This window comes from Kosakonia beeri, from assembly GCF_054165705.1.
Genome location: NZ_CM135106.1, coordinates 4,064,483 through 4,084,516 on the forward strand (window position 1 = coordinate 4,064,483; position 20,034 = coordinate 4,084,516).

The window sequence follows — 20,034 nt, forward strand, 5'->3', positions numbered from 1 at the left end:
GACGCAATGAAAAAGGATAAACTGGTCGCACTGTGCCAGCGGCATAATGCCGCACTGCTAAACAATGAAGATGAAGTACTCACCATCGCGGTAGTCGATACCCCTGCCCCTGAACTGATGGAATCACTCAGTTTCGCGGTACAAAAGCGCGTTGATATCCGTTGCTGGACACAGGATCAAATGGACAAACACCGGCAAATGACGGTGCAGAGACCTCTCCCCTCCCATACAGAGGAGAGTGTGACTATCGCAAAGGTGCTGGATCAAACGCTGAAGCTGGCGCAGGTATTACGGGCGTCAGACATCCATTTCGAGCCGGGTGAAACCCAGTATGTTATCCGGTTACGTGTTGATGGCGTTTTACATGCGATCTCTCCCCTTCCCTGTGATTACGCGCCCACGATAACCGCAAGGCTGAAAGTACTTGGCAACCTTGATATTGCGGAACGACGTCTGCCACAGGATGGGCAATTCAGCATTGAGCTTGACGGTCACGCCATCTCATTTCGTATCGCAACGTTACCCTGTCGGCATGGCGAAAAAGTGGTTCTGCGTCTGCTGCATCAGGTCAATCAGGCACTGGAAGTGACAGCACTCGGTATGACAGACGCCCAGCTGGCGCTATTTACCGCGGCGCTGTCGCAACCTCAGGGGTTACTCCTGGTGACCGGTCCAACCGGCAGCGGTAAAACCGTTACGCTCTACAGTGCGTTACAGCGGCGCAACAAACCCGAAGTCAATATTTGCAGTGTGGAAGATCCGATAGAAATCCCCCTGGAGGGGCTCAATCAAACGCAGATTAATCCGCGAACCGGGCTGACGTTTCAAAGTGTGCTGCGCGCCCTGCTACGCCAGGATCCGGATATCATCATGGTCGGGGAAATTCGTGATGGCGAAACGGCAGAAATTGCCATCAAAGCGTCGCAAACCGGGCACCTGGTGTTGTCGACACTGCATACCAACTCCACCAGCGAAGCGCTGGTACGCATTGAGCAGATGGGCGTCGCCCGTTGGATGATCTCGTCGGCATTATTGCTGGTGGTTGCCCAGCGTCTGGTACGTAAACTCTGCCCACATTGCCGTAAACTGACTCACGAAAACAACCAACTGCCGGGGGATCTGTGGCCGCGTCCGCTACCTCGGTGGCGAGCGGAAGGGTGCGAACAGTGTTATCACGGCTTCTATGGGCGGGTTGCCCTGTTCGAAGTGTTTGCTGTCACACCTGAACTTCGCCACGCCATCGCCAGCGGTAAGCAAGTGAGTGAAATTGAACAATGCGCCCGTGAAGGGGGTATGTCTACCCTCTTCCAGCACGGCTGCATGGCGGTAGAAAAAGGGCTAACGACGCTTGAAGAGCTGGTGCGCATACTGGGTCTGCCCCATGGCGACTAGGCAGTTATGGCAGTGGAACGGGATCGACAGCACCGGTGCATTACAGCATGGCGCTATGTGGTGTGAGGATCGCAACGCTGCACTACAACGGCTGAATCAGCAACAGATCCATCCTTTAACGCTGAAGCGCAGCCCTGTAAGGCGGTCGCTCTGGCGGGCAGAACAGGCTTGTACACTCTTGCGCCAGCTTGCCACCTTACTGCAGGCAGGGCTGACCTTGTCTGCCAGTTTGCAGCTGCTGGCGCAGCAACATCCCGCCAGGCAATGGCGGGCATTGTTGCAGCATCTTGCGCAGACGCTGGAACAAGGCGAAAGCTTTTCTGCCGCGCTACGGGAGTGGCCAGACGTTTTCCCGCCACTCTGGCTGGCGATGATCCAGACAGGCGAACTGACAGGAAAGCTCGATGAATGCTGTTTTAAACTGGCCATCCAGCAGCAAGCTCAGCGGGAACTGGCGCAAAAAGTAAAAAAAGCGCTGCGCTATCCGCTGATCATTCTTTCACTGACCGCAGCCATCGTGCTGGCGATGGTTTACCTGGTGCTGCCGCAGTTCTCTGCTATCTACCAGACGTTCAATACGCCACTGCCAGCGCTCACCCGTGGCGTAATTGCTGGCGCGGCACTTCTGCAACAAGGTGCCGTGCCATTAATGATCATTGGGCTAATGATGGCCGGAGCCATGACGATGATGCGCCGCCATACCGGCTGGCGGCGCACGCAACAACGCTGGTTGTTACGTTGTCCGCAGATGGGGCGGTTGATTCGCGGGCAGCGGCTGAGCCAGATTTTCACTGTGCTCTCGCTGACGCAGCGCGCGGGAATCACCTTTTTACAAGGTCTGGAAAGCGTAAAAGAGACCATGATTTGCCCGTACTGGCAGGAGGTGCTGCACCAGGCGCACCAGCAAATTACGCAGGGATCATCAATATCGTCAGCGCTGGCCGGGAGCGGAGAATTCACCTCACTGTGTGTTCAGCTGATTCACACCGGCGAAATTTCGGGTACGCTGGATGTGATGCTGGAAAATCTGGCGCAGCACCATAGCGAACAGACTCAGCATCAGGCCGATGGGCTTGCTGCGGTGCTGGAACCGTTGTTGCTTGTCGTTACCGGGCTGATCATTGGCGTGCTGGTGGTAGCGATGTATCTGCCCATCTTCCATCTGGGAGATGCGATGGGCAGTACAGGGTAGAGGCGCAAGGGCTGTGCCAGCTGTTGCCTTACAGGCTGTTGAACACGCGGTTCTCTTGTTCCTGAACGCGAATAAAGGTCGTGCGTTTGGTCAGTTCTTTCAGACGAGAAGCCCCCACATAGGTGCATGCGGAACGTAAACCGCCAAGGATATCGCGGGCGGTATTTTCCACCGGGCCACGCAACGTAAGCTTAACAGTTTTTCCTTCTGCGGCGCGGTAACCAGCAACACCGCCAACATGGCGATTCATCGCAGATTCTGAGCTCATACCGTAGAAAAGCATGAATTTTTCACCGTTTTCTTCTACAACAGTTCCGCCGCTCTCTTCGTGCCCTGCCAGCATACCGCCTAGCATCACGAAATCTGCACCACCGCCAAAGGCTTTCGCCACGTCGCCAGGGACTGTGCAACCACCATCGCTGACGATTTGACCGCCAAGACCATGCGCAGCATCGGCACACTCAATCACCGCGGAGAGTTGCGGGTAACCTACACCGGTTTTCACACGCGTGGTGCATACAGAACCTGGGCCAATACCGACTTTAACGATGTCAGCTCCAGACAGAATCAGCTCTTCGCACATTTCGCCAGTGACGACATTGCCTGCACAAATGGTTTTGTCTGGCCAGGCTTCACGTGCTTTGGCGACGAACTGCACGAAATGCTCAGAATAACCATTCGCCACATCAATGCAGACAAAGTTCAGCGACGGGTGTAAGGCCAGGATACGCTTTGTCTTCTCGAAATCAGCATCTGACGTGCCAGTAGACACCATAACATGACGGATCACGTCTGCAGATTCACGCTGAATAAACCCCTGCCAGTCTTCAACTGAATAGTGTTTATGCACCGCAGTGAGGATGTCGAATGAGGCCAACGCTTTCGCCATGGCAAACGTGCCAACGGTATCCATATTGGCGGCAATAACCGGTACGCCAGACCAGTTCAATCCTGAATGTTTGAAGGTAAATTCGCGTTCCAGCTCAACATCGGAACGGCTTTTAAGGGTGGAACGTTTTGGGCGGATAAGAACGTCTTTGAAACCTAACTTCAGATCTTCTTCAATACGCATGTGCGGATTCCTGGGGTTAATGGCGAAAGGACAAACTCACAACTCCAGTGACGCTATCATACGCGCTAATAAGACCCGTGCAAGACTGCGAAATTCTCTTTTTTTACGCTACAATCCTATAAATTTACCTGGTGGACAGGCGCGTTCAGGCAAATGAGCTGAAATGCTGACTGATTAAATGACAACCCACTGATTAAATTAGTAAATATATTTAACGATTTGCGATTTTCTTTATTCAGAAGAGCAGTAAATGATTATCTTGTTGGCAGGAAAAAGATCGCAGATTGTGATGTGCGACAGACTATTTTGGGATTAAGCGTTATGGGGTATACGGTCGCGTTAACCGGCGGCATTGGCAGTGGTAAAAGTACCGTCGCAGATGCCTTCTCCGCACTTGGTGTTGATGTTGTCGACGCGGATATTATTGCCCGCCAGGTTGTGGAACCCGGATCGCCTGCATTACGCGCTATTGCCAGGCATTTTGGCACTGAAATGATCCTTGCGGACGGTTCACTTAATCGCCGTTTATTACGTGAGCGCATCTTTGCTTCTCCTGCAGATAAAACCTGGCTTAACGGGTTACTCCACCCGCTTATTCATCAGCTGACGCAGCAACAAATTGCGCAAGCCTCATCGCCTTATGTGCTGTGGGTTGTGCCACTGCTGGTGGAGAACCAGCTTTATCACAAAGCCGATCGGGTTTTAGTTATTGATGTCTCTGAAGAGACACAGATTTCACGCACCATGCAGCGTGATGGCGTCAGCCGTGAACATGCTGAAAATATTCTCGCGGCCCAGGCCACACGTGAAGCGCGGCTTGCCGTCGCGGATGATGTTATTGACAATAATGGCGCACCAGATGCAATTGCCTCGGATGTTGCCCGCCTGCACGCCGCGTATCTTAAGAACGCCCTGCAGGCCGTATCACAGGAAAAACCGTAATGCACACCCACATTCTTTTTGAACATCCGCTTAACGAAAAGATGCGTACCTGGTTGCGCGTCGAGTTTTTACTGCAGCAACTCTCGGTTAATCTGCCGCTGAGCACCCATGCTGATGCATTGCACTTTTTCCGCAACGTGGGCGATTTACTGGACGTATTCGAACGGGGCGATACCCGAACGGAACTGCTCAAAGAGCTGGAGCGCCAGCAGCGTAAACTGCGCGCATGGAGCGATGTACCCGGCGTTGATCAGAGCCGGATTGAAGCCATTCGTCAGCAATTAAAAGAGAGCGGGGCCGTACTGATGAATGCACCGCGCATCGGTCAGTTGCTGCGGGAAGATCGTCTTATTGGTCTGGTACGCCAGCGTCTGAGCATTCCTGGTGGATGCTGCAGCTTCGATCTGCCCACACTGCATGTCTGGTTGCACCTGCCGCAGGCACAGCGGGATGCACAAATCGCGATCTGGCTGGACAGTTTATTGCCACTGCAGCAGACCCTGTCGCTGATCCTTGATTTAATTCGTAATGCTGCACCCTTCCGCCGTCAGACCAGTCTGAATGGTTTTTACCAGGATAATGGTGACGACGCCGATTTACTGCGTCTGCAATTACAACTGGACGATCGGTTATACCCGCAAATTTCCGGCCATAAGAGCCGTTTTGCCATTCGCTTTATGCCGCTGGATAGCGAAAATGGCGTAGTGCCAGAGCGACTCGATTTTGAACTGGCCTGCTGTTAAGGAGTAAAGATGTCTGAAGAAATCACCGTTAACTGCCCCACCTGCGGCAAACGGGTCGTCTGGGCAGAAAAGAGCACGTTTCGCCCGTTCTGCTCTAAACGTTGCCAGCTTATTGACCTGGGCGAATGGGCGGCTGAAGAAAAGCGCATTCCAAGCGCTGGCGACTTGTCGGACAGCGACGACTGGAGTGAAGAACAGCCTTGATCTGGCTTGCCTGCCGGCACATTACCCGGCAGGTTAATGGCATCACTCTGATAATAGGCGGGTAATTACGGGCTCGTTGGCTGGCGGGAATTTAGCCGCATCGAGCGCGCTTTGTGCAACCCAATTGCCCGGCTGCCCCTCTTTCCCCCACGGTTCCCCATCCCAGCGCTCGACCAGCCAGAACCACAGCGTGATATGGCGATCCGGAAATTGATATTCCAGCTTATCGAACAATGTCGCCTCATGCGGGGTAATGCCCACTTCTTCCTGTAGCTCGCGGACCATCGCCTGTTCTGGGTTTTCTCCGGCTTCAATTTTACCCCCAGGAAATTCCCATTTATTCGCCATGTGCGCATCAGCGGCACGCTGGGTAATAAAGATTTCCCCTTGTGGGTTGCGAATAATCCCCACTGCGATGTTTAAAATTTTCATATTGCAGACTCCATAAAAAAGGCGCAGAAGTCTGCGCCTTTTTATTTTTTATCAATGCGTTACGCCAGACGGCCGTGGCACTGTTTGTATTTTTTACCGGAACCGCACGGGCACGGGTCGTTACGTCCTACCTTGCGCTCGCCAGTCTGCGCTGCCAGTGCGGCCGCCGCTTCTGCTTCGTCGTTCTGGTGACTCAGTTGCTGCATCTGCGCCAGACGCTCAGCTTCCTGACGACGCTGTAGCTCCATTGCTTCCACTTCTTCCGGCATGCGCACCTGTACTTTGCTCAGGGTACTGATCACTTCATATTTCAGGGATTCCAGCATCGCAGCGAACATAGCAAAGGATTCGCGTTTGTACTCCTGCTTCGGATCTTTTTGCGCGTAGCCGCGCAGATGAATGCCCTGACGCAGGTAATCCATCGCAGCCAGGTGCTCCTTCCACAGAGAATCAAGCGTTTGCAGCATCACGCCTTTTTCGAAGTGGCGCATCATCTCAGCACCCACCACCTCTTCTTTACGCTGGTAGGTTTCGATAGCGCTTTGCAGAATACGCTCGCGCAGCGTCTCTTCATGCAGATCCGGCTCTTTATCCAGCCATTCAGCAATAGGCAGATCCAGATCGAAGTCGTTTTTCAGACGTTCCTGCAGACCCGGAATATCCCACATCTCTTCCAGCGACTGCGGCGGAATGTGACCATCAATAGTGGCTTTAAATACATCTTCCCGGATGCTGGCGATCGTCTCGCTTACATCGGTCACGTCCAGCAATTCGTTACGCTGAGTATAGATGGCACGGCGCTGGTCGTTTGCCACATCATCATATTCCAGCAACTGCTTACGAATATCGAAGTTACGGCTTTCAACTTTACGCTGTGCGTTGGCAATCGCTTTGGTCACCCACGGGTGTTCAATTGCTTCACCCGGTTTCATCCCCAGTTTACGCATCATGCCAGAGACACGATCGGAGGCGAAAATACGCATCAGCGCATCTTCCATTGAGAGATAGAAACGGGAAGAACCTGCATCGCCCTGACGGCCGGAACGACCACGCAGCTGGTTATCGATACGACGCGATTCATGACGTTCAGTACCGATAATGTGCAGACCGCCAGAAGCCAGCACGGCATCATGACGCACCTGCCACTCGGCTTTTACCTTCGCGATTTGCTCTGCAGTTGGTTCTTCCAATTCGGCCAGTTCTGCCTGCCAGCTGCCGCCCAGTACGATATCGGTACCACGACCTGCCATGTTGGTGGCAATGGTAACGGCACCTGGATAGCCCGCCTGCGCCACAATATCCGCCTCTTTGGCGTGGAACTTGGCGTTCAATACGTTGTGCTTGATGCCCGCTTTGGTCAACTCATGGGAAACCACTTCGGACTTCTCAATAGAGATGGTACCAACCAGAACCGGCTGACCATTTTGGGTGCGTTCCTTAATGTCTTCGATGATGGCCTGGATTTTTTCCGCTTCGGTCATATAGACCAAATCCGCCATATCTTTACGGATCATCGGACGGTTAGTCGGCACAACGACCGTATCGAGTTTGTAGATAGAGCTGAACTCAAACGCTTCGGTATCCGCTGTACCGGTCATACCGGCCAGTTTTTCGTACAGACGGAAGTAGTTCTGGAAAGTAATGGACGCCAGCGTCTGGTTTTCGTTCTGGATATCCACACCTTCTTTCGCTTCAACCGCCTGGTGCAGACCATCTGACCAGCGACGTCCCTGCATGGTACGCCCGGTATGCTCATCGACGATAATGACTTCACCATCTTTAACAATGTAGTCAACATCGCGGGTAAAAAGCGCGTGAGCCCGCAGCGCGGCGGTGACGTGGTGCATCAGCATAATATTCGCCGGAGAGTAGAGCGACTCGCCCTCTTCCATGATGCCTTCTTTCACCAACAGCTCTTCAATCAGCACCAGGCCACGCTCAGTCAGGGTCACCTGACGCGCTTTTTCGTCCACGGAGAAATGGCCTTCGCCCTGGAAGGTGTCGGAATCTTCTTTTTCCTGGCGAACCAGATACGGAATGATTTTGTTAACTTTTTTGTAAAGTTCAGAGCTGTCTTCTGCCGGACCCGAAATGATCAACGGCGTACGCGCTTCATCAATGAGGATGGAGTCGACTTCATCCACCAACGCATAGTGCAGTTTACGCTGTACACGCTCTTCAGGGCTGAACGCCATGTTATCGCGCAGGTAATCAAAGCCGTATTCGTTGTTTGTGCCGTAGGTGATATCGGCAGCATAGGCTTCACGTTTGGCGACAGCAGGCATATTAGGCAGGTTAATGCCCACGCTCATGCCGAGGAATTCAAAAAGCGGACGGTTGTTCTCGGCATCACGCTGAGCCAGATAGTCGTTGACGGTAACGACGTGCACACCTTTGCCACTCAGGGCATTAAGATAAGCAGGCAGGGTTGCCGTCAGGGTTTTACCTTCACCGGTACGCATCTCTGCAATACAGCGCTCGTTAAGGACCATACCGCCCAGCAACTGCACGTCGAAGTGGCGCATGCCAAACACACGTTTACTGGCTTCACGCACAACCGCAAAGGCTTCCGGGATCAGGCTTTCAACGGTATCGCCTTTTTCCAGGCGCGCACGGAACTCTGCGGTTTTGGCTTTCAGCTCATCATCGCTGAGCTTTTCCATTTCAGGTTCCATGGCATTGATTTGTGCCACGACTTTGCGCATACGGCGCAGTGTACGATCGTTACGACTACCGAAGACTTTAGTTAATAATTTGATAAGCATAATAAAAATCTCAAACGCTCCACGCCGTGGAGCTAAAAAAATGAATTAGGGTATTTTTTTAGCTGAGGCGAAGAGGACCGGCGCGAATGCCCTGCACCTGACTTAACCAGGTGGAGATAGAGAACGCAGCATCAGGCGCGGCGGACGTTTGAACGGCCAGACGAACAATGGCTGGCGGCTTGCCTTCCTGGTCCAGTAACGCACTGAGCGTATCCAGTAAAGCGAGATGGTGTGCCTGAATTGGCAAAGCTTCTTCGGTTGCCACCGGCAGCGCTTGCGGTGCCATAGCGAACGAAAGATGGCGAATGACGGTGCGGATGGCATGTTGATGCCAGTAATCGACAGTAAAATTAGGGCGTCGGTTCGCTTCCAGTAATGCAAGACTGGTGAAATTGACCGAGCCTGCATTGTCGTGATTACGGCTACTCTCGCGTGGGGTTTGTGCTGGTTCAGCGCTGTTGGCAAGCGCGGGCAGGCCGAGACTCGCCGCGACCATCCCTAATAAGAGATGCGGCCAGAAATAACGTCTGCCAAATTGTCTCCAGCGCGTCAGAATTCCGCTCACTTACTCCACCCAAAAATAACGCTTGTCGAATTGACTTCTGTTTGTGTCATTTTGCGCACGAATCTTACCACTAAAGCGGCCTCCGCCACAGCAGTATTCCGGCATTTTAGAGGATAAAAACGGTCAGGAATGCAGCGTTCGCACAGCCAGAATGCTGTTATGAATCAAGGAAGCACAAAGAGAGGATTTACAAACGTGCAAATAAAAACGACTGGCTTCCCTGACCGGAGAGAGTGCCAGGTTAACCAGTCGCTTTTGTGGTTAAGGCGTTACGCCAGAACCATAGACGGTGCTTTAAACGCCAACGGCAATTCGGCTTCGTCTTCGAAGGTCACATATTCCCAGGCTTCCTGTTTTGCCAGAACAGCCTGCAACAATTTGTTGTTCAGTGCGTGACCGGATTTATACGCGGTAAACGCACCAATAATGTTGTGACCACACATGAACAAGTCGCCAATAGCATCCAGCATTTTGTGGCGAACAAATTCATCTTCGAAACGTAAACCGTCTTCGTTCAATACGCGATAATCGTCAACTACGATGGCACAATCGAAGCTACCGCCCAGGCACAATCCACGGGACTGGAGGTATTCGATATCACGCATGAAACCGAAGGTACGCGCACGGCTAATCTGGCGCATAAATGCGTCGGCAGAAAAGTTCATCGCGTAACGTTGTGTGCTGGCATCAATCGCCGGGTGATTGAAGTCGATAGTAAAATCGAGAGAGAAACCGTTATGCGGTTTAAACTCTGCCCACTTATCGCCATCTTCAACACGAACGGTATTTTTGATACGCACAAATTTTTTGGCGCTGTTAAGTTCTTCGATTCCTGCATCTAGCAGCAAGTAAACGAACGGCGCAGCACTGCCATCCATAATCGGAATTTCCGGCGCATCGACTTCAACAACAATGTTGTCGATACCCAGCCCCGCCAAAGCAGCATTCAGATGCTCGACGGTGGAAATCCGCACGTCATGCTCGTTGACCAGACAAGTACAGAGCATAGTATCACGCACAGATTTAGCATCAGCCGGAAAGTCAACCGGTGGATTTAAGTCAGTGCGACGATAGATGACCCCGGTATTTGCCGGCGCAGGGCGCAACGTCAGGGTGACTTTTTTGCCGGTATGCAAACCGACGCCAGTCGCCTGAACGATACGTTTAAGAGTCCTTTGTTTGATCATCGTATAATCTCGCCTAATTACCAATCCAACCAAATTGTATAACACAATCGGTGGGCCAGTTTAGCACAAAGAGCGAAGAAGCCCAACTTCCAGCAAATTCTTAATCCGCCTGCTTACGCAGGAACGCAGGAATATCCAGATAGTCCGGTTCTTTCGTGGTCTGCGGCGTATTGTCGTTGACCACTTTTGCCGGTTTCTGTTCCTGCTGCATCGGCGGCATACCATGCTGCTGATAACGATCCATCACTGGCTGCTGCGCCTGTTTGTTGGTCACCAGCGTAATTTCTGGACGTTTGTCCATACCGATACCGGTTGCAACAACAGTAACACGCAGTTCGTCGTTCATGTCCGGATCGAGAGAAGTACCAATCACCACCGTCGCGTTATCAGAAGCGAACGCACGAATAGTATTACCTACAGTTTCGAACTCATCCAGACGTAAGTCAAAGCCAGCCGTGATGTTAACCAGCACGCCGCGCGCGCCAGACAGGTCGATATCTTCCAGTAATGGGCTGGAGATCGCCATTTCTGCGGCTTCTTCAGCACGGTCTTCACCGCTGGCAACGCCTGAGCCCATCATTGCGTAGCCCATTTCGGACATTACTGTACGAACGTCTGCAAAGTCGACGTTCATCAGACCCGGGCGCGTAATCAGCTCAGCGATACCCTGCACAGCGCCTTTCAGTACGTCATTTGCCGCACCGAATGCATCCAGCAGAGAAATACCACGGCCTAATACTTTCAGCAGTTTGTCGTTCGGAATAGTGATCAGCGAGTCCACATGCTTGGACAGCTCAGTAATCCCCTGCTCCGCAAACGCCATGCGCTTCTTGCCTTCAAAGTTAAAAGGCTTGGTGACCACCGCAACGGTCAGAATACCCAGATCTTTAGCAACTTCAGCCACCACAGGCGCAGCACCAGTACCGGTACCGCCACCCATGCCCGCAGCGATAAAGACCATATCAGCGCCTTCGAGCGCAGCGCGCAGGGCTTCACGATCCTCTTCTGCTGCGTTACGGCCAACCTCAGGGTTTGCGCCAGCGCCCAGACCTTTTGTGATACCACCACCGATCTGGATGGTCTGACCTACCGCCGTTTTACGCAACGCCTGCGCGTCGGTATTCACCGCGAAGAATTCAACCCCTTCGATGCGTTCACGCACCATATGCTCTACGGCGTTACCGCCGCCGCCACCGACGCCGATGACTTTAATCACCGCGTCGTTGGTTAATTCCATTGGTTCAAACATGATCTCTCTCCGTCGTTACGCTTTTTCTTTTAAGCTACCTCTTGCGACGTATCTTAAAAGGATAGGCGTATGTGCCTGTCGCCTGAGACCGTTAATTTTCGGCGGTCTCTGAAAAAATTAAAACTCTTTTCGCAGCCAGCTATTGATTCGTTTTAACCACGAACCGACTGACGCTCGTTTTTCCACTTCTGCTTCACCACTTAAATGGGTTTCTTTCCCGTAGTGCAGCAACCCCACCGCCGTAGAGTAATACGGCTCCTGGGCATAATCCGTTAAGCCGGTAATATTGAGCGGCGCACCAATACGCACCTGCGTATGGAACACGCGTTGGGCGCAGGCCGCCAGGCCTTCAATTTGCGCTGCCCCACCGGTCAATACAATCCCCGCCGCCAGATGATGTTTCACGCCTTGCTGACGGAGTTGCTCCTGCAACTGCAAAATTTCGTCGTTCACCAGATTGAGCAACTCGGTGTAGCGCGGCTCAATCACATCGGCCAGCGTCTGGCGCTGCAAGCTACGCGGCGGACGACCGCCCACGCTCGGCACTTCCACGCTTTCGTCTTTGCCGACCAGCGAGCCCAGCGCGCAACCATGGCGAACTTTAATCGCTTCGGCGTCGCTTGGTGGCGTACCGAAGGCGTAAGCGATGTCACTGGTCACCACATTCCCCGCATACGGGATCACTTTGGTGTGGCGCAACGCACCGCCTGTGTAGACAGCCATGTCCATTGTACCACCGCCGACGTCGACAACGCAGACCCCTAACTCACGTTCATCTTCCGTCAGCACGGAATAACTGGACGCCAGTCCGGCGAAAATAAGTTGGTCAACTTTCAATCCACATCGTTCAACCGCTTTGACGATGTTTTTCGCCATATCGTTATGGCAGGTAATCAGATGCACTTTCGCCTGCATACGCACGCCAGACAACCCAACCGGGTTTTTGATCCCTTCCTGGTAGTCAATGGCATACTCTTGCGGGATCACGTGCAGCACACGGTGCTCATCACGTACCCGCACCGACTTCGCGGTATGCACGACGTTCTCAACGTCTTCCTGGGTGACTTCCTCTTCGGAAATCGGCACCATGCCAATCTCATTCTGGCAACTAATATGTTTCCCCGACAGCGCAAGGTAGACCGAGGAGATCTGGCAATCGGCCATCAGTTCGGCCTGATCGATGGCGCGCTGTACGCACTTAACCACCGATTCCAAATCGTTCACGCCCCCTTTGTCCATCCCGCGGGACGGGCAACTGCCCACGCCAATGATATTCACGATGCCATCGGGCAGAACTTCCCCTACTAAAGCGGCGACCTTCGCGGTGCCAATCTCCAGTCCAACTACCAGTTTTCTGTCCGTCGCCTTGATCATTGTTGCTCTGCCTGTGCCTGATTCTGTTGTGCCTGTGTTTGCTGCTGATTCGGTTCCTGAACAGGGGCTGCCGCTTTCCAGCCAACCGCCGCACCTGAGTCATAGCGTAAATCCACGTAGCTAATCTCTTTGCCATCGGTCTGCGCTTGTTGCTGCAGAACGGGATAAAGTTCCACAAAGCGCGCCAGGCGTTTCATCGTATCGCCGCGGCCCAGATTGAGCTTAATGTCATTACTCAGCGTTAACTGCCATGAACGCCGAGCGGTCATAGCCGCCTCTTTCAACGTGAACTTATCCTTTGCCAGCACCTGCCCCATATCGCGATAGCCTTGCAACACTTCGCTCTCGCTGCCTTCTGGCCCGTACAGCATGGGTAAAATCTGCTTACTGGTTCGTTCGGCCGGCACACTGAAGGAATTACCGTCAACATCAACCATGTGCTGATCATTCCACCGCGCAATCGGCACATATTCAACCAGATGAATCTTCAATTCGTCCGGCCACTGTTTTCTGACGCTGGCCTGCTTAATCCAGGGCAGACGCTCAATCTGGCTTTGAATGATGTTAACGTCCTGCGTCATAAAGGTGCCAGGCGCGCCCAACGCCAGTATCGACTGGCGAATATCGTCGTTACGCGTGTAGTGACGATCGCCAGTTACCACCAGTTTCGACAATGGTAAACGCTGTGCATCATCCATCCAGCCCAACACCACCCAGCCGCTAACAAACACGGTGCACAGCACCGCCAGCAGGAACACAATCCCTGCAAGACGCGTTCCATTATTCCGCCGGGAGGCTGTGATTGCTTCCTCCTCGCGGTTTCGCGTGTTCAGCGCAGCCTGAGACATATCACTCCGCCAGTTCCAGAATGCGTACAACAAGTTGCGAGAAGCTCAACCCCGCCTGCCGGGCCGCCATCGGCACCAGGCTGTGACTCGTCATGCCGGGAGACGTGTTCGCTTCCAACAAATAAAACTGACCATCGCTGTCCAGCATCGCATCAATTCGGCCCCAACCACGACAGCCAAGAACATGCCATGCTTTCAGCACCAGAGACTGTAATGCGGCTTCACGTTCAGCTTCCAGACCAGAAGGGCAGAAATATTGCGTCTCATCAGAGAGATACTTTGCTTCATAATCATAGAAGATTCCCGCCGGTTGAATACGGATCGACGGTAAAATTTCATTTCCGAGCAGCGCCACGGTAAATTCAGGCCCACTCAGCCATTTTTCGATCAGAACTTCATCATCATGTTGAAAGGCAAGCGCTAATGCAGCGTGCAGATCATCATTTTTGTCGACCTTCGACATTCCAACGCTGGAGCCTTCACGGCTGGGCTTGACAATAACGGGTAACCCCAGATCATCAATGCGCTGAATAACATCATTTTTCAGGCCTAATTCGAACTCGCTACGCGTCACGCCAACAGAAGGCGCAACCGGTAAGCCTGCGCCCTGCCACAGTAACTTGCTACGCAGCTTATCCATTGAGATGGCTGATGCCATTACGCCACTGCCGGTATAGGCGACACCGGTCAGTTCCAGTAACCCTTGCAATGTCCCGTCTTCGCCGCCGCGACCATGCAAAGCAATAAACGCCTTGCTAAAGCCCATCTCTTTGAGGCGCGTAACATCTACGTCGCGCGGATCAATGCCATGCGCATCCACCCCGCCCTCACGCAAGCCGCTTATCACAGCAGCGCCGGAGTCGAGCGAAACCTCGCGTTCAGCAGACGTTCCGCCAAACAGAACCGCGACTTTCTCAGCCATTGGTCTCCTCCGCGGTCTGTGGCTTCAATTTACACTCCGCCAGGCTGCGCGCGATCTTACCGATGTTGCCTGCCCCCTGGATCAGGATCAGATCATTACCGGTCAGCACGGGTGCCAGCATCGCCGCAACCTGCGTTGGATCTGACGCCAGAATCGGGTCAATCTTGCCGCGACTGCGGATAGTGCGGCACAACGAACGGCTATCCGCACCCGGAATCGCCGTTTCACCAGCCGGGTAAACTTCCAGCATCAGTAAGGCATCAACTTGTGTCAGTACATTGGCAAAATCGTCGTACAGATCGCGAGTACGGGTGTAACGGTGCGGCTGAAACACCATGACCAGATTTTTATCCGGCCAGCCTGCGCGCGCCGCTTTAATGGTGGCATCCACTTCTGTCGGGTGGTGACCGTAATCATCAACCAGCATCGCAGTACCTGCTTTGCCGTTCACCGCTTCCAACGGATACTCGCCCAGGAAATCGAAACGACGGCCGGTTCCCTGGAAGCTCTCCAGCGCACGCAGGATAGCCTCATCTTCAATGCCTTCTTCCGTGGCAACCGCTACTGCGGCGGCGGCATTCAGGGCGTTATGGCGTCCTGGCGCATTCAGCGTGACGCGCAGTTCCGGTTTATCCTGGCGCACCAGCGTAAAGTGACCCTGAGGCCCAATCTGGCGGTAGTTTTCTACCCGCACATCGGCATCATCGCTAAAGCCGTAGGTTGTCGTCTGGCGGCCGACACGCGGCAGTAACTCGCGGATCACCGGGTCATCAACGCACATTACCGCACGGCCATAGAACGGCAGGTTATGCAAGAAGTTGATGAACGTCGTTTTTAAATTTTCGAAGTCGCCCTGGTAGGTATCCATATGGTCAGCTTCGATATTAGTAACAATGGCCACCATCGGTTGCAAATGCAGGAAAGAGGCGTCGCTCTCATCGGCTTCGGCAATCAAATAGCGGCTATGTCCGAGGCGCGCATGCACGCCGGCGGCTTTAACCAGCCCGCCATTGACGAAGGTCGGATCCAGCCCGGCTTCGGCGTAAATACTTGCCACCATCGCAGTGGTGGTGGTTTTACCGTGTGTACCGGCAATGGCGATACCGTGACGAAAACGCATCAACTCGGCCAGCATTTCTGCACGGCGGATCACCGGGATACGCGCCTCATGCGCCGCGACAATCTCCGGATTATCGGCAGAGATCGCGCTGGAGACCACGACAACACTGGCATCGCTTACATTTTCCGGGCGATGGTTGAAATAAATCGTGGCGCCAAGCGACGTCAATTGCTGCGTAACCGGGTTCGGCGCCAGATCGGAACCGCTGATCTGGTAGCCTTCGTTGGCCAGGACTTCGGCAATACCGCCCATGCCGGCACCGCCAATGCCAACGAAGTGAATGTGCCGGACGCGACGCATCTCGGGCACGATTGAACGCAGTTTCGCCAGTTCTTGTGTATTCATTCTCTAAACGCCATCGAGTACTTCAATTTCGCGCGACGCAACAGGCGTCGCCAGTATTTATGCCTGAGCTGCCAGGCTCACTTCATGCGCCACCCGTTCGGTGGCATCGGGAATGGCCGCCGCGCGCGCGCGTTCCGCCATATCCAGTAATGCTTCACGATCCCAGCCCGCCAGCACCGTTGCCACTGCGTCAGCAGTAAACTGTGGCTGCTCCAGGATCTTTGCTGCGCCCGCCTTTTCCAACGGCAGCGCATTCCAGTACTGCTGCCGATCTTTATGCTGGAAAGGCACGAACAACGCCGGTAAACCCGCGGCAGCGATTTCACTGACCGTCAACGCGCCGGAGCGGCAAACAACCACATCCGCCCACGCATAGGCTTGTGCCATATCGTCAATAAACTCAGTAACTTTATGGTGAGTCTCACCACTAGCCGCGTAAGCCTGTTCCACTTCCTGCTGCGCGCCCTTACCGCTCTGATGCCAGATGGTTACCGACGCGCCCAGTTTGGCCGCCACCTGCGGCATGGTCTGGTTTAGTACACGTGCCCCTTGTGAGCCGCCAACAACCAGCACGCGCACCGGGCCATCGCGACCGGGTAAGCGTTGTTGTGGCAAAGGCAGCGCCAGCACATCCACCCGCACCGGGTTGCCCACTACTTCCGCTTTCGGGAATGCGCCGGGAAAAGCCTGCATCACAGTAGTGGCAATTTTTGCCAGCCATTTATTGGTCAAGCCGGCGATACCATTTTGCTCATGCAAAACCACCGGAATGCCAAGCGACCACGCCGCAAGGCCGCCAGGGCCAGAAACATAACCGCCCATTCCCAGCACCACATCCGGTTTAAAGCGCTGCATAATCGCTCGCGCCTGGCGCCAGGCGTTAAAAATGCGCACCGGTGCCAACAGTTGCGCCTTGATCCCCTTGCCACGCAGGCCAGAGATGCGAATAAAATCGATCTCAATACCGTGTTTCGGCACCAGGTCGGCTTCCATGCGATCGGCGGTTCCGAGCCAGCGCACTTGCCAGCCCTGATCCATCAAATGGTGCGCAACAGCCAGTCCGGGGAATACATGTCCGCCGGTACCGCCTGCCATCACCATTAACCGCTTTGGTTGACCACTCATCGCAAACCCCGTGTAAACGCCTGGGCTTTTTCCAGACGCGTTTCATAATCTATTCGTAGCAACAGCGTAATCGCCATCGACATAATTAATAAGCTGGAGCCGCCGTAACTGATCAATGGCAGCGTCAGCCCTTTGGTTGGCAGCATGCCCGCAGCTGCACCTACGTTTACCAGTGCCTGGAAGCTAAACCAGATGCCAATTGAACAGGCGAGGAAACCGGAAAAACGTTGGTCGATTTCCAGCGCTTTACGCCCAATGGACATGGCGCGGAAAGCGACGAAGAATACCATTAAAAGTGCTAATACCACACCGATATAACCGAGTTCTTCCCCGATAATGGAGAAGATAAAGTCGGTGTGTGCTTCCGGCAGATACTCCAGTTTCTGTATCGAGTTACCCAGCCCTTGCCCCCACAACTCGCCGCGGCCAAATGCCATTAACGACTGGGTAAGCTGGTAACCGCTACCAAAAGGATCTTCCCATGGGTTCCAGAAGGACGTTACACGGCGAATACGGTAGGGCTCAGCCAGGATTAACAGCACCACGGCTGCAATACCGGTGCCGATAATGGCGATGAATTGCCACAGTTTCGCCCCCGCCAGGAACAGCATGGCCAGCGTGGTAATAAACAGCACCACCACCGTACCAAGGTCCGGCTGCGCCAGCAGCAGCACCGCCAGCACCAGGATCACCCCCATCGGTTTGAGGAAGCCGCGCAAGTTATTGCGTACCTCATCAACCTTGCGCACCAGGTAGTTAGCCAGGTAGCAAAACAGCGACAGCTTGGTAAATTCCGCCGGCTGGAAACGCATCACTCCAAGGTCGATCCAACGTGATGCCCCATTGATCGAACTACCGACAACCAGTACCACTAACAGCATGATGATCGCGGTGATCAACATGACGGAGCTGTATTTTTGCCAGAATTCCATAGGCATACGCAGCGTGATCATCGCCGAGCAAAACGCCAGGAACAGGTACAACGCATGGCGCTTGGCAAAGAAAAAGGGATCGTTCGTCAGACGTTGACCGACCGGCATTGACGCCGAGGTCACCATAATGAAGCCAATCGCCGCCAGGCCCAGCGTCAACCACAGTAATGTGCGGTCGTACATGACCAGGCTGTTGGTATCTTTCTCTCTGGAGCCCATCACCCAGCCTTTTAATGCCGCAAACAGCCACGCCAGGACACCAAATCCTGGCAAGTGCGGCATTTTCGGGCGAGGGAGAGTTAAACGCATCAACCTAACTCCTGCGCCAGGCGGGTAAAGACATCACCCCGCTGTTCAAAGTTTTTAAACTGATCGAGGCTTGCGCAGGCGGGAGAGAGCAATACCATATCACCCGACTGTATGCGCGTGGCAATCTGGCGCATGGCCTGGTCCATGGTCTCGAATTGTTCGGCAATTTCCGGACGCAGTGCCGCCAGTTCCGCCCCATCACGGCCAAAGCAGTACAGACGCACGCGCTCGCCGCCGAGATAACGTTTCAAGGGAGAGAAATCCGCAGACTTCCCATCGCCCCCCAGGAGCAGGTGTAACGTCCCGTCAACGTGCAGACCGTTCAGCGCCGCTTCTGTACTCCCGACATTGGTCGCTTTGGAGTCGTTGATCCAACGCACGCCGTTATGATCCAGCGCCAGCTGGAAGCGATGCGCCAGCCCGGTGAAGGTTGTCAGTGCTTTCAGACTGCTTGCGCGCGGTAAACCCGCGGCATCCGCCAGCGCCAGCGCCGCCAGGGCGTTGGTATAGTTATGCTGGCCGGTCAGTTTCATCTCTTTAACATTCAATACCTTTTCACCTTTCACCCGCAGCCAGATCTCGCCCTGCTGGCGGTTAAGGTGATAGTCGCCGACATCGACGCCAAAACTGACGCAACGTTCATCCGCCCCGCGAACCGGCATCGTGAGCGCATCATCAGCATTGACCACGCACACTTTCGCGCTTTCGTAGATACGCAGTTTCGCGGCGCGGTACTGCTGCAGACCAAACGGATAACGATCCATATGATCTTCAGTGACGTTCAGAATGGTTGCCGCCACGGCCTGCAGACTGGAAGTGGTTTCCAGTTGGAAGCTGGACAGTTCCAATACATACAGTTCGCGGGCTTCGTCGAGTAGCATTAATGCAGGCAGACCGATATTACCGCCCACGCCAACGTTTACCCCGCCCGCTTCGGCCATCTCGCCTACCAGTTTGGTGACGGTGCTTTTGCCGTTCGAACCGGTGATCGCAATAATGGGTGCCTGCGCTTCACGGCAGAACAGTTCAATATCGCCAACAATTTCGACGCCCGCGTCCGCCGCCGCGCTCAAAGAAGGATGCGCCAGGGCGATGCCCGGGCTTGCGACAATCAGATCCGCCGCCAGAAGCCAGTCATCGTTAAGAGTACCAAGATGGCGTTCCACCTCTTCCGGCAGCTTATCCAGCCCCGGCGGTGAAATGCGCGTGTCCATAACACGTGGCATCACACCGCGCGCGAGGAAAAAGTCCACGCAGGAAAGGCCCGTCAGGCCTAAACCGATAATGACGACTTTTTTACCCTGGTAATCTGCCAT

At 54.0% G+C, this 20,034-nt stretch carries 18 protein-coding genes; 5 read left to right on the forward strand and 13 right to left on the reverse strand.

Translation table 11 applies throughout. The annotated features are described in order from the left end of the window. The first annotated feature begins 6 nt into the window (after nt 1–6). Both gspE and hofC read left to right on the forward strand, forming a co-directional pair. Nucleotides 7–1,392, forward strand: coding sequence for a type II secretion system protein GspE (gene gspE / locus ACUY4S_RS19230; RefSeq protein WP_312687302.1), 1,386 nt, complete (start codon nt 7–9; stop codon nt 1,390–1,392). Continuing rightward, nucleotides 1,382–2,584 carry a protein transport protein HofC gene (hofC, locus tag ACUY4S_RS19235; protein ID WP_458021818.1) on the forward strand — a complete coding sequence of 401 codons (1,203 nt, stop codon included), beginning with the start codon at nt 1,382–1,384 and terminating at the stop codon, nt 2,582–2,584. The genes gspE and hofC overlap by 11 nt, the downstream gene beginning before the upstream one ends. Before the next feature lie 28 nt (nt 2,585–2,612). Here the strand turns inward: hofC and ACUY4S_RS19240 are convergent, their stop codons facing one another. Then, nucleotides 2,613–3,656: a GMP reductase gene (locus tag ACUY4S_RS19240; protein WP_312687299.1), complete on the reverse strand. Its 1,044-nt coding sequence runs from the start codon at nt 3,654–3,656 to the stop codon at nt 2,613–2,615. Nucleotides 3,657–3,977: 321 nt separating this feature from the next. On the opposite strand from ACUY4S_RS19240, the gene coaE reads away from it, so the two are divergent. From coaE to yacG, 3 genes are read left to right on the forward strand one after another with little or no spacing between them, the layout of a single operon-like run. After that, nucleotides 3,978–4,598, forward strand: a complete 621-nt coding sequence (gene coaE / locus ACUY4S_RS19245) for a dephospho-CoA kinase (protein ID WP_458021846.1) — start codon at nt 3,978–3,980, stop codon at nt 4,596–4,598. Further along, nucleotides 4,598–5,341, forward strand: a complete 744-nt coding sequence (gene zapD / locus ACUY4S_RS19250; RefSeq protein WP_312687295.1) for a cell division protein ZapD — start codon at nt 4,598–4,600, stop codon at nt 5,339–5,341. The genes coaE and zapD overlap by 1 nt, the downstream gene beginning before the upstream one ends. 9 nt (nt 5,342–5,350) lie before the next feature. After that, nucleotides 5,351–5,545: a DNA gyrase inhibitor YacG gene (gene yacG, locus ACUY4S_RS19255; protein ID WP_312687293.1), complete on the forward strand. Its 195-nt coding sequence runs from the start codon at nt 5,351–5,353 to the stop codon at nt 5,543–5,545. Nucleotides 5,546–5,587: 42 nt separating this feature from the next. Here yacG and mutT read toward each other — a convergent pair whose 3' ends face one another. The 12 genes from mutT to murD form a co-directional block, all read right to left on the reverse strand. Then, nucleotides 5,588–5,977 (reverse strand): 8-oxo-dGTP diphosphatase MutT, encoded by a 390-nt coding sequence (gene mutT / locus ACUY4S_RS19260; RefSeq protein ID WP_458021817.1) that lies wholly within the window; start codon nt 5,975–5,977, stop codon nt 5,588–5,590. Between the two features lie 59 nt (nt 5,978–6,036). Beyond that, the gene (gene secA / locus ACUY4S_RS19265) at nt 6,037–8,742 is read right to left on the reverse strand and encodes a preprotein translocase subunit SecA (protein WP_312687290.1); all 2,706 of its coding nucleotides are present in this window, start codon (nt 8,740–8,742) and stop codon (nt 6,037–6,039) included. 58 nt (nt 8,743–8,800) lie between these two features. Next, a complete protein-coding gene (gene secM, locus ACUY4S_RS19270; RefSeq protein ID WP_312687289.1) occupies nt 8,801–9,307 on the reverse strand; it encodes a secA translation cis-regulator SecM in 507 nt (168 codons plus the stop codon). Between the two features lie 269 nt (nt 9,308–9,576). Further along, nucleotides 9,577–10,494, reverse strand: coding sequence for a UDP-3-O-acyl-N-acetylglucosamine deacetylase (gene lpxC / locus ACUY4S_RS19275; RefSeq protein ID WP_263098053.1), 918 nt, complete (start codon nt 10,492–10,494; stop codon nt 9,577–9,579). A gap of 100 nt (nt 10,495–10,594) precedes the next feature. Further along, complete coding sequence (gene ftsZ, locus ACUY4S_RS19280; RefSeq protein ID WP_312687285.1) at nt 10,595–11,743, reverse strand: cell division protein FtsZ; 1,149 nt, start codon at nt 11,741–11,743, stop codon at nt 10,595–10,597. A 117-nt stretch (nt 11,744–11,860) separates the two neighbouring features. After that, the gene (gene ftsA / locus ACUY4S_RS19285; protein WP_312687283.1) at nt 11,861–13,117 is read right to left on the reverse strand and encodes a cell division protein FtsA; all 1,257 of its coding nucleotides are present in this window, start codon (nt 13,115–13,117) and stop codon (nt 11,861–11,863) included. Further along, nucleotides 13,114–13,965: a cell division protein FtsQ gene (ftsQ, locus tag ACUY4S_RS19290; RefSeq protein WP_458021816.1), complete on the reverse strand. Its 852-nt coding sequence runs from the start codon at nt 13,963–13,965 to the stop codon at nt 13,114–13,116. Before ftsQ ends, ftsA begins: the two co-directional genes overlap by 4 nt. Nucleotide 13,966: 1 nt before the next feature. Further along, complete coding sequence (locus ACUY4S_RS19295) at nt 13,967–14,887, reverse strand: D-alanine--D-alanine ligase (protein ID WP_458021815.1); 921 nt, start codon at nt 14,885–14,887, stop codon at nt 13,967–13,969. Beyond that, a complete protein-coding gene (gene murC / locus ACUY4S_RS19300; RefSeq protein ID WP_312687277.1) occupies nt 14,880–16,352 on the reverse strand; it encodes a UDP-N-acetylmuramate--L-alanine ligase in 1,473 nt (490 codons plus the stop codon). Before murC ends, ACUY4S_RS19295 begins: the two co-directional genes overlap by 8 nt. Before the next feature lie 57 nt (nt 16,353–16,409). Then, the gene (gene murG, locus ACUY4S_RS19305) at nt 16,410–17,477 is read right to left on the reverse strand and encodes an undecaprenyldiphospho-muramoylpentapeptide beta-N-acetylglucosaminyltransferase (RefSeq protein WP_458021814.1); all 1,068 of its coding nucleotides are present in this window, start codon (nt 17,475–17,477) and stop codon (nt 16,410–16,412) included. After that, nucleotides 17,474–18,718, reverse strand: a complete 1,245-nt coding sequence (gene ftsW, locus ACUY4S_RS19310; protein WP_312687274.1) for a cell division protein FtsW — start codon at nt 18,716–18,718, stop codon at nt 17,474–17,476. The genes murG and ftsW overlap by 4 nt, the downstream gene beginning before the upstream one ends. Beyond that, entirely contained in the window at nt 18,718–20,034 is a 1,317-nt protein-coding gene (murD, locus tag ACUY4S_RS19315; RefSeq protein ID WP_458021813.1) for a UDP-N-acetylmuramoyl-L-alanine--D-glutamate ligase, read from the reverse strand. The genes ftsW and murD overlap by 1 nt, the downstream gene beginning before the upstream one ends.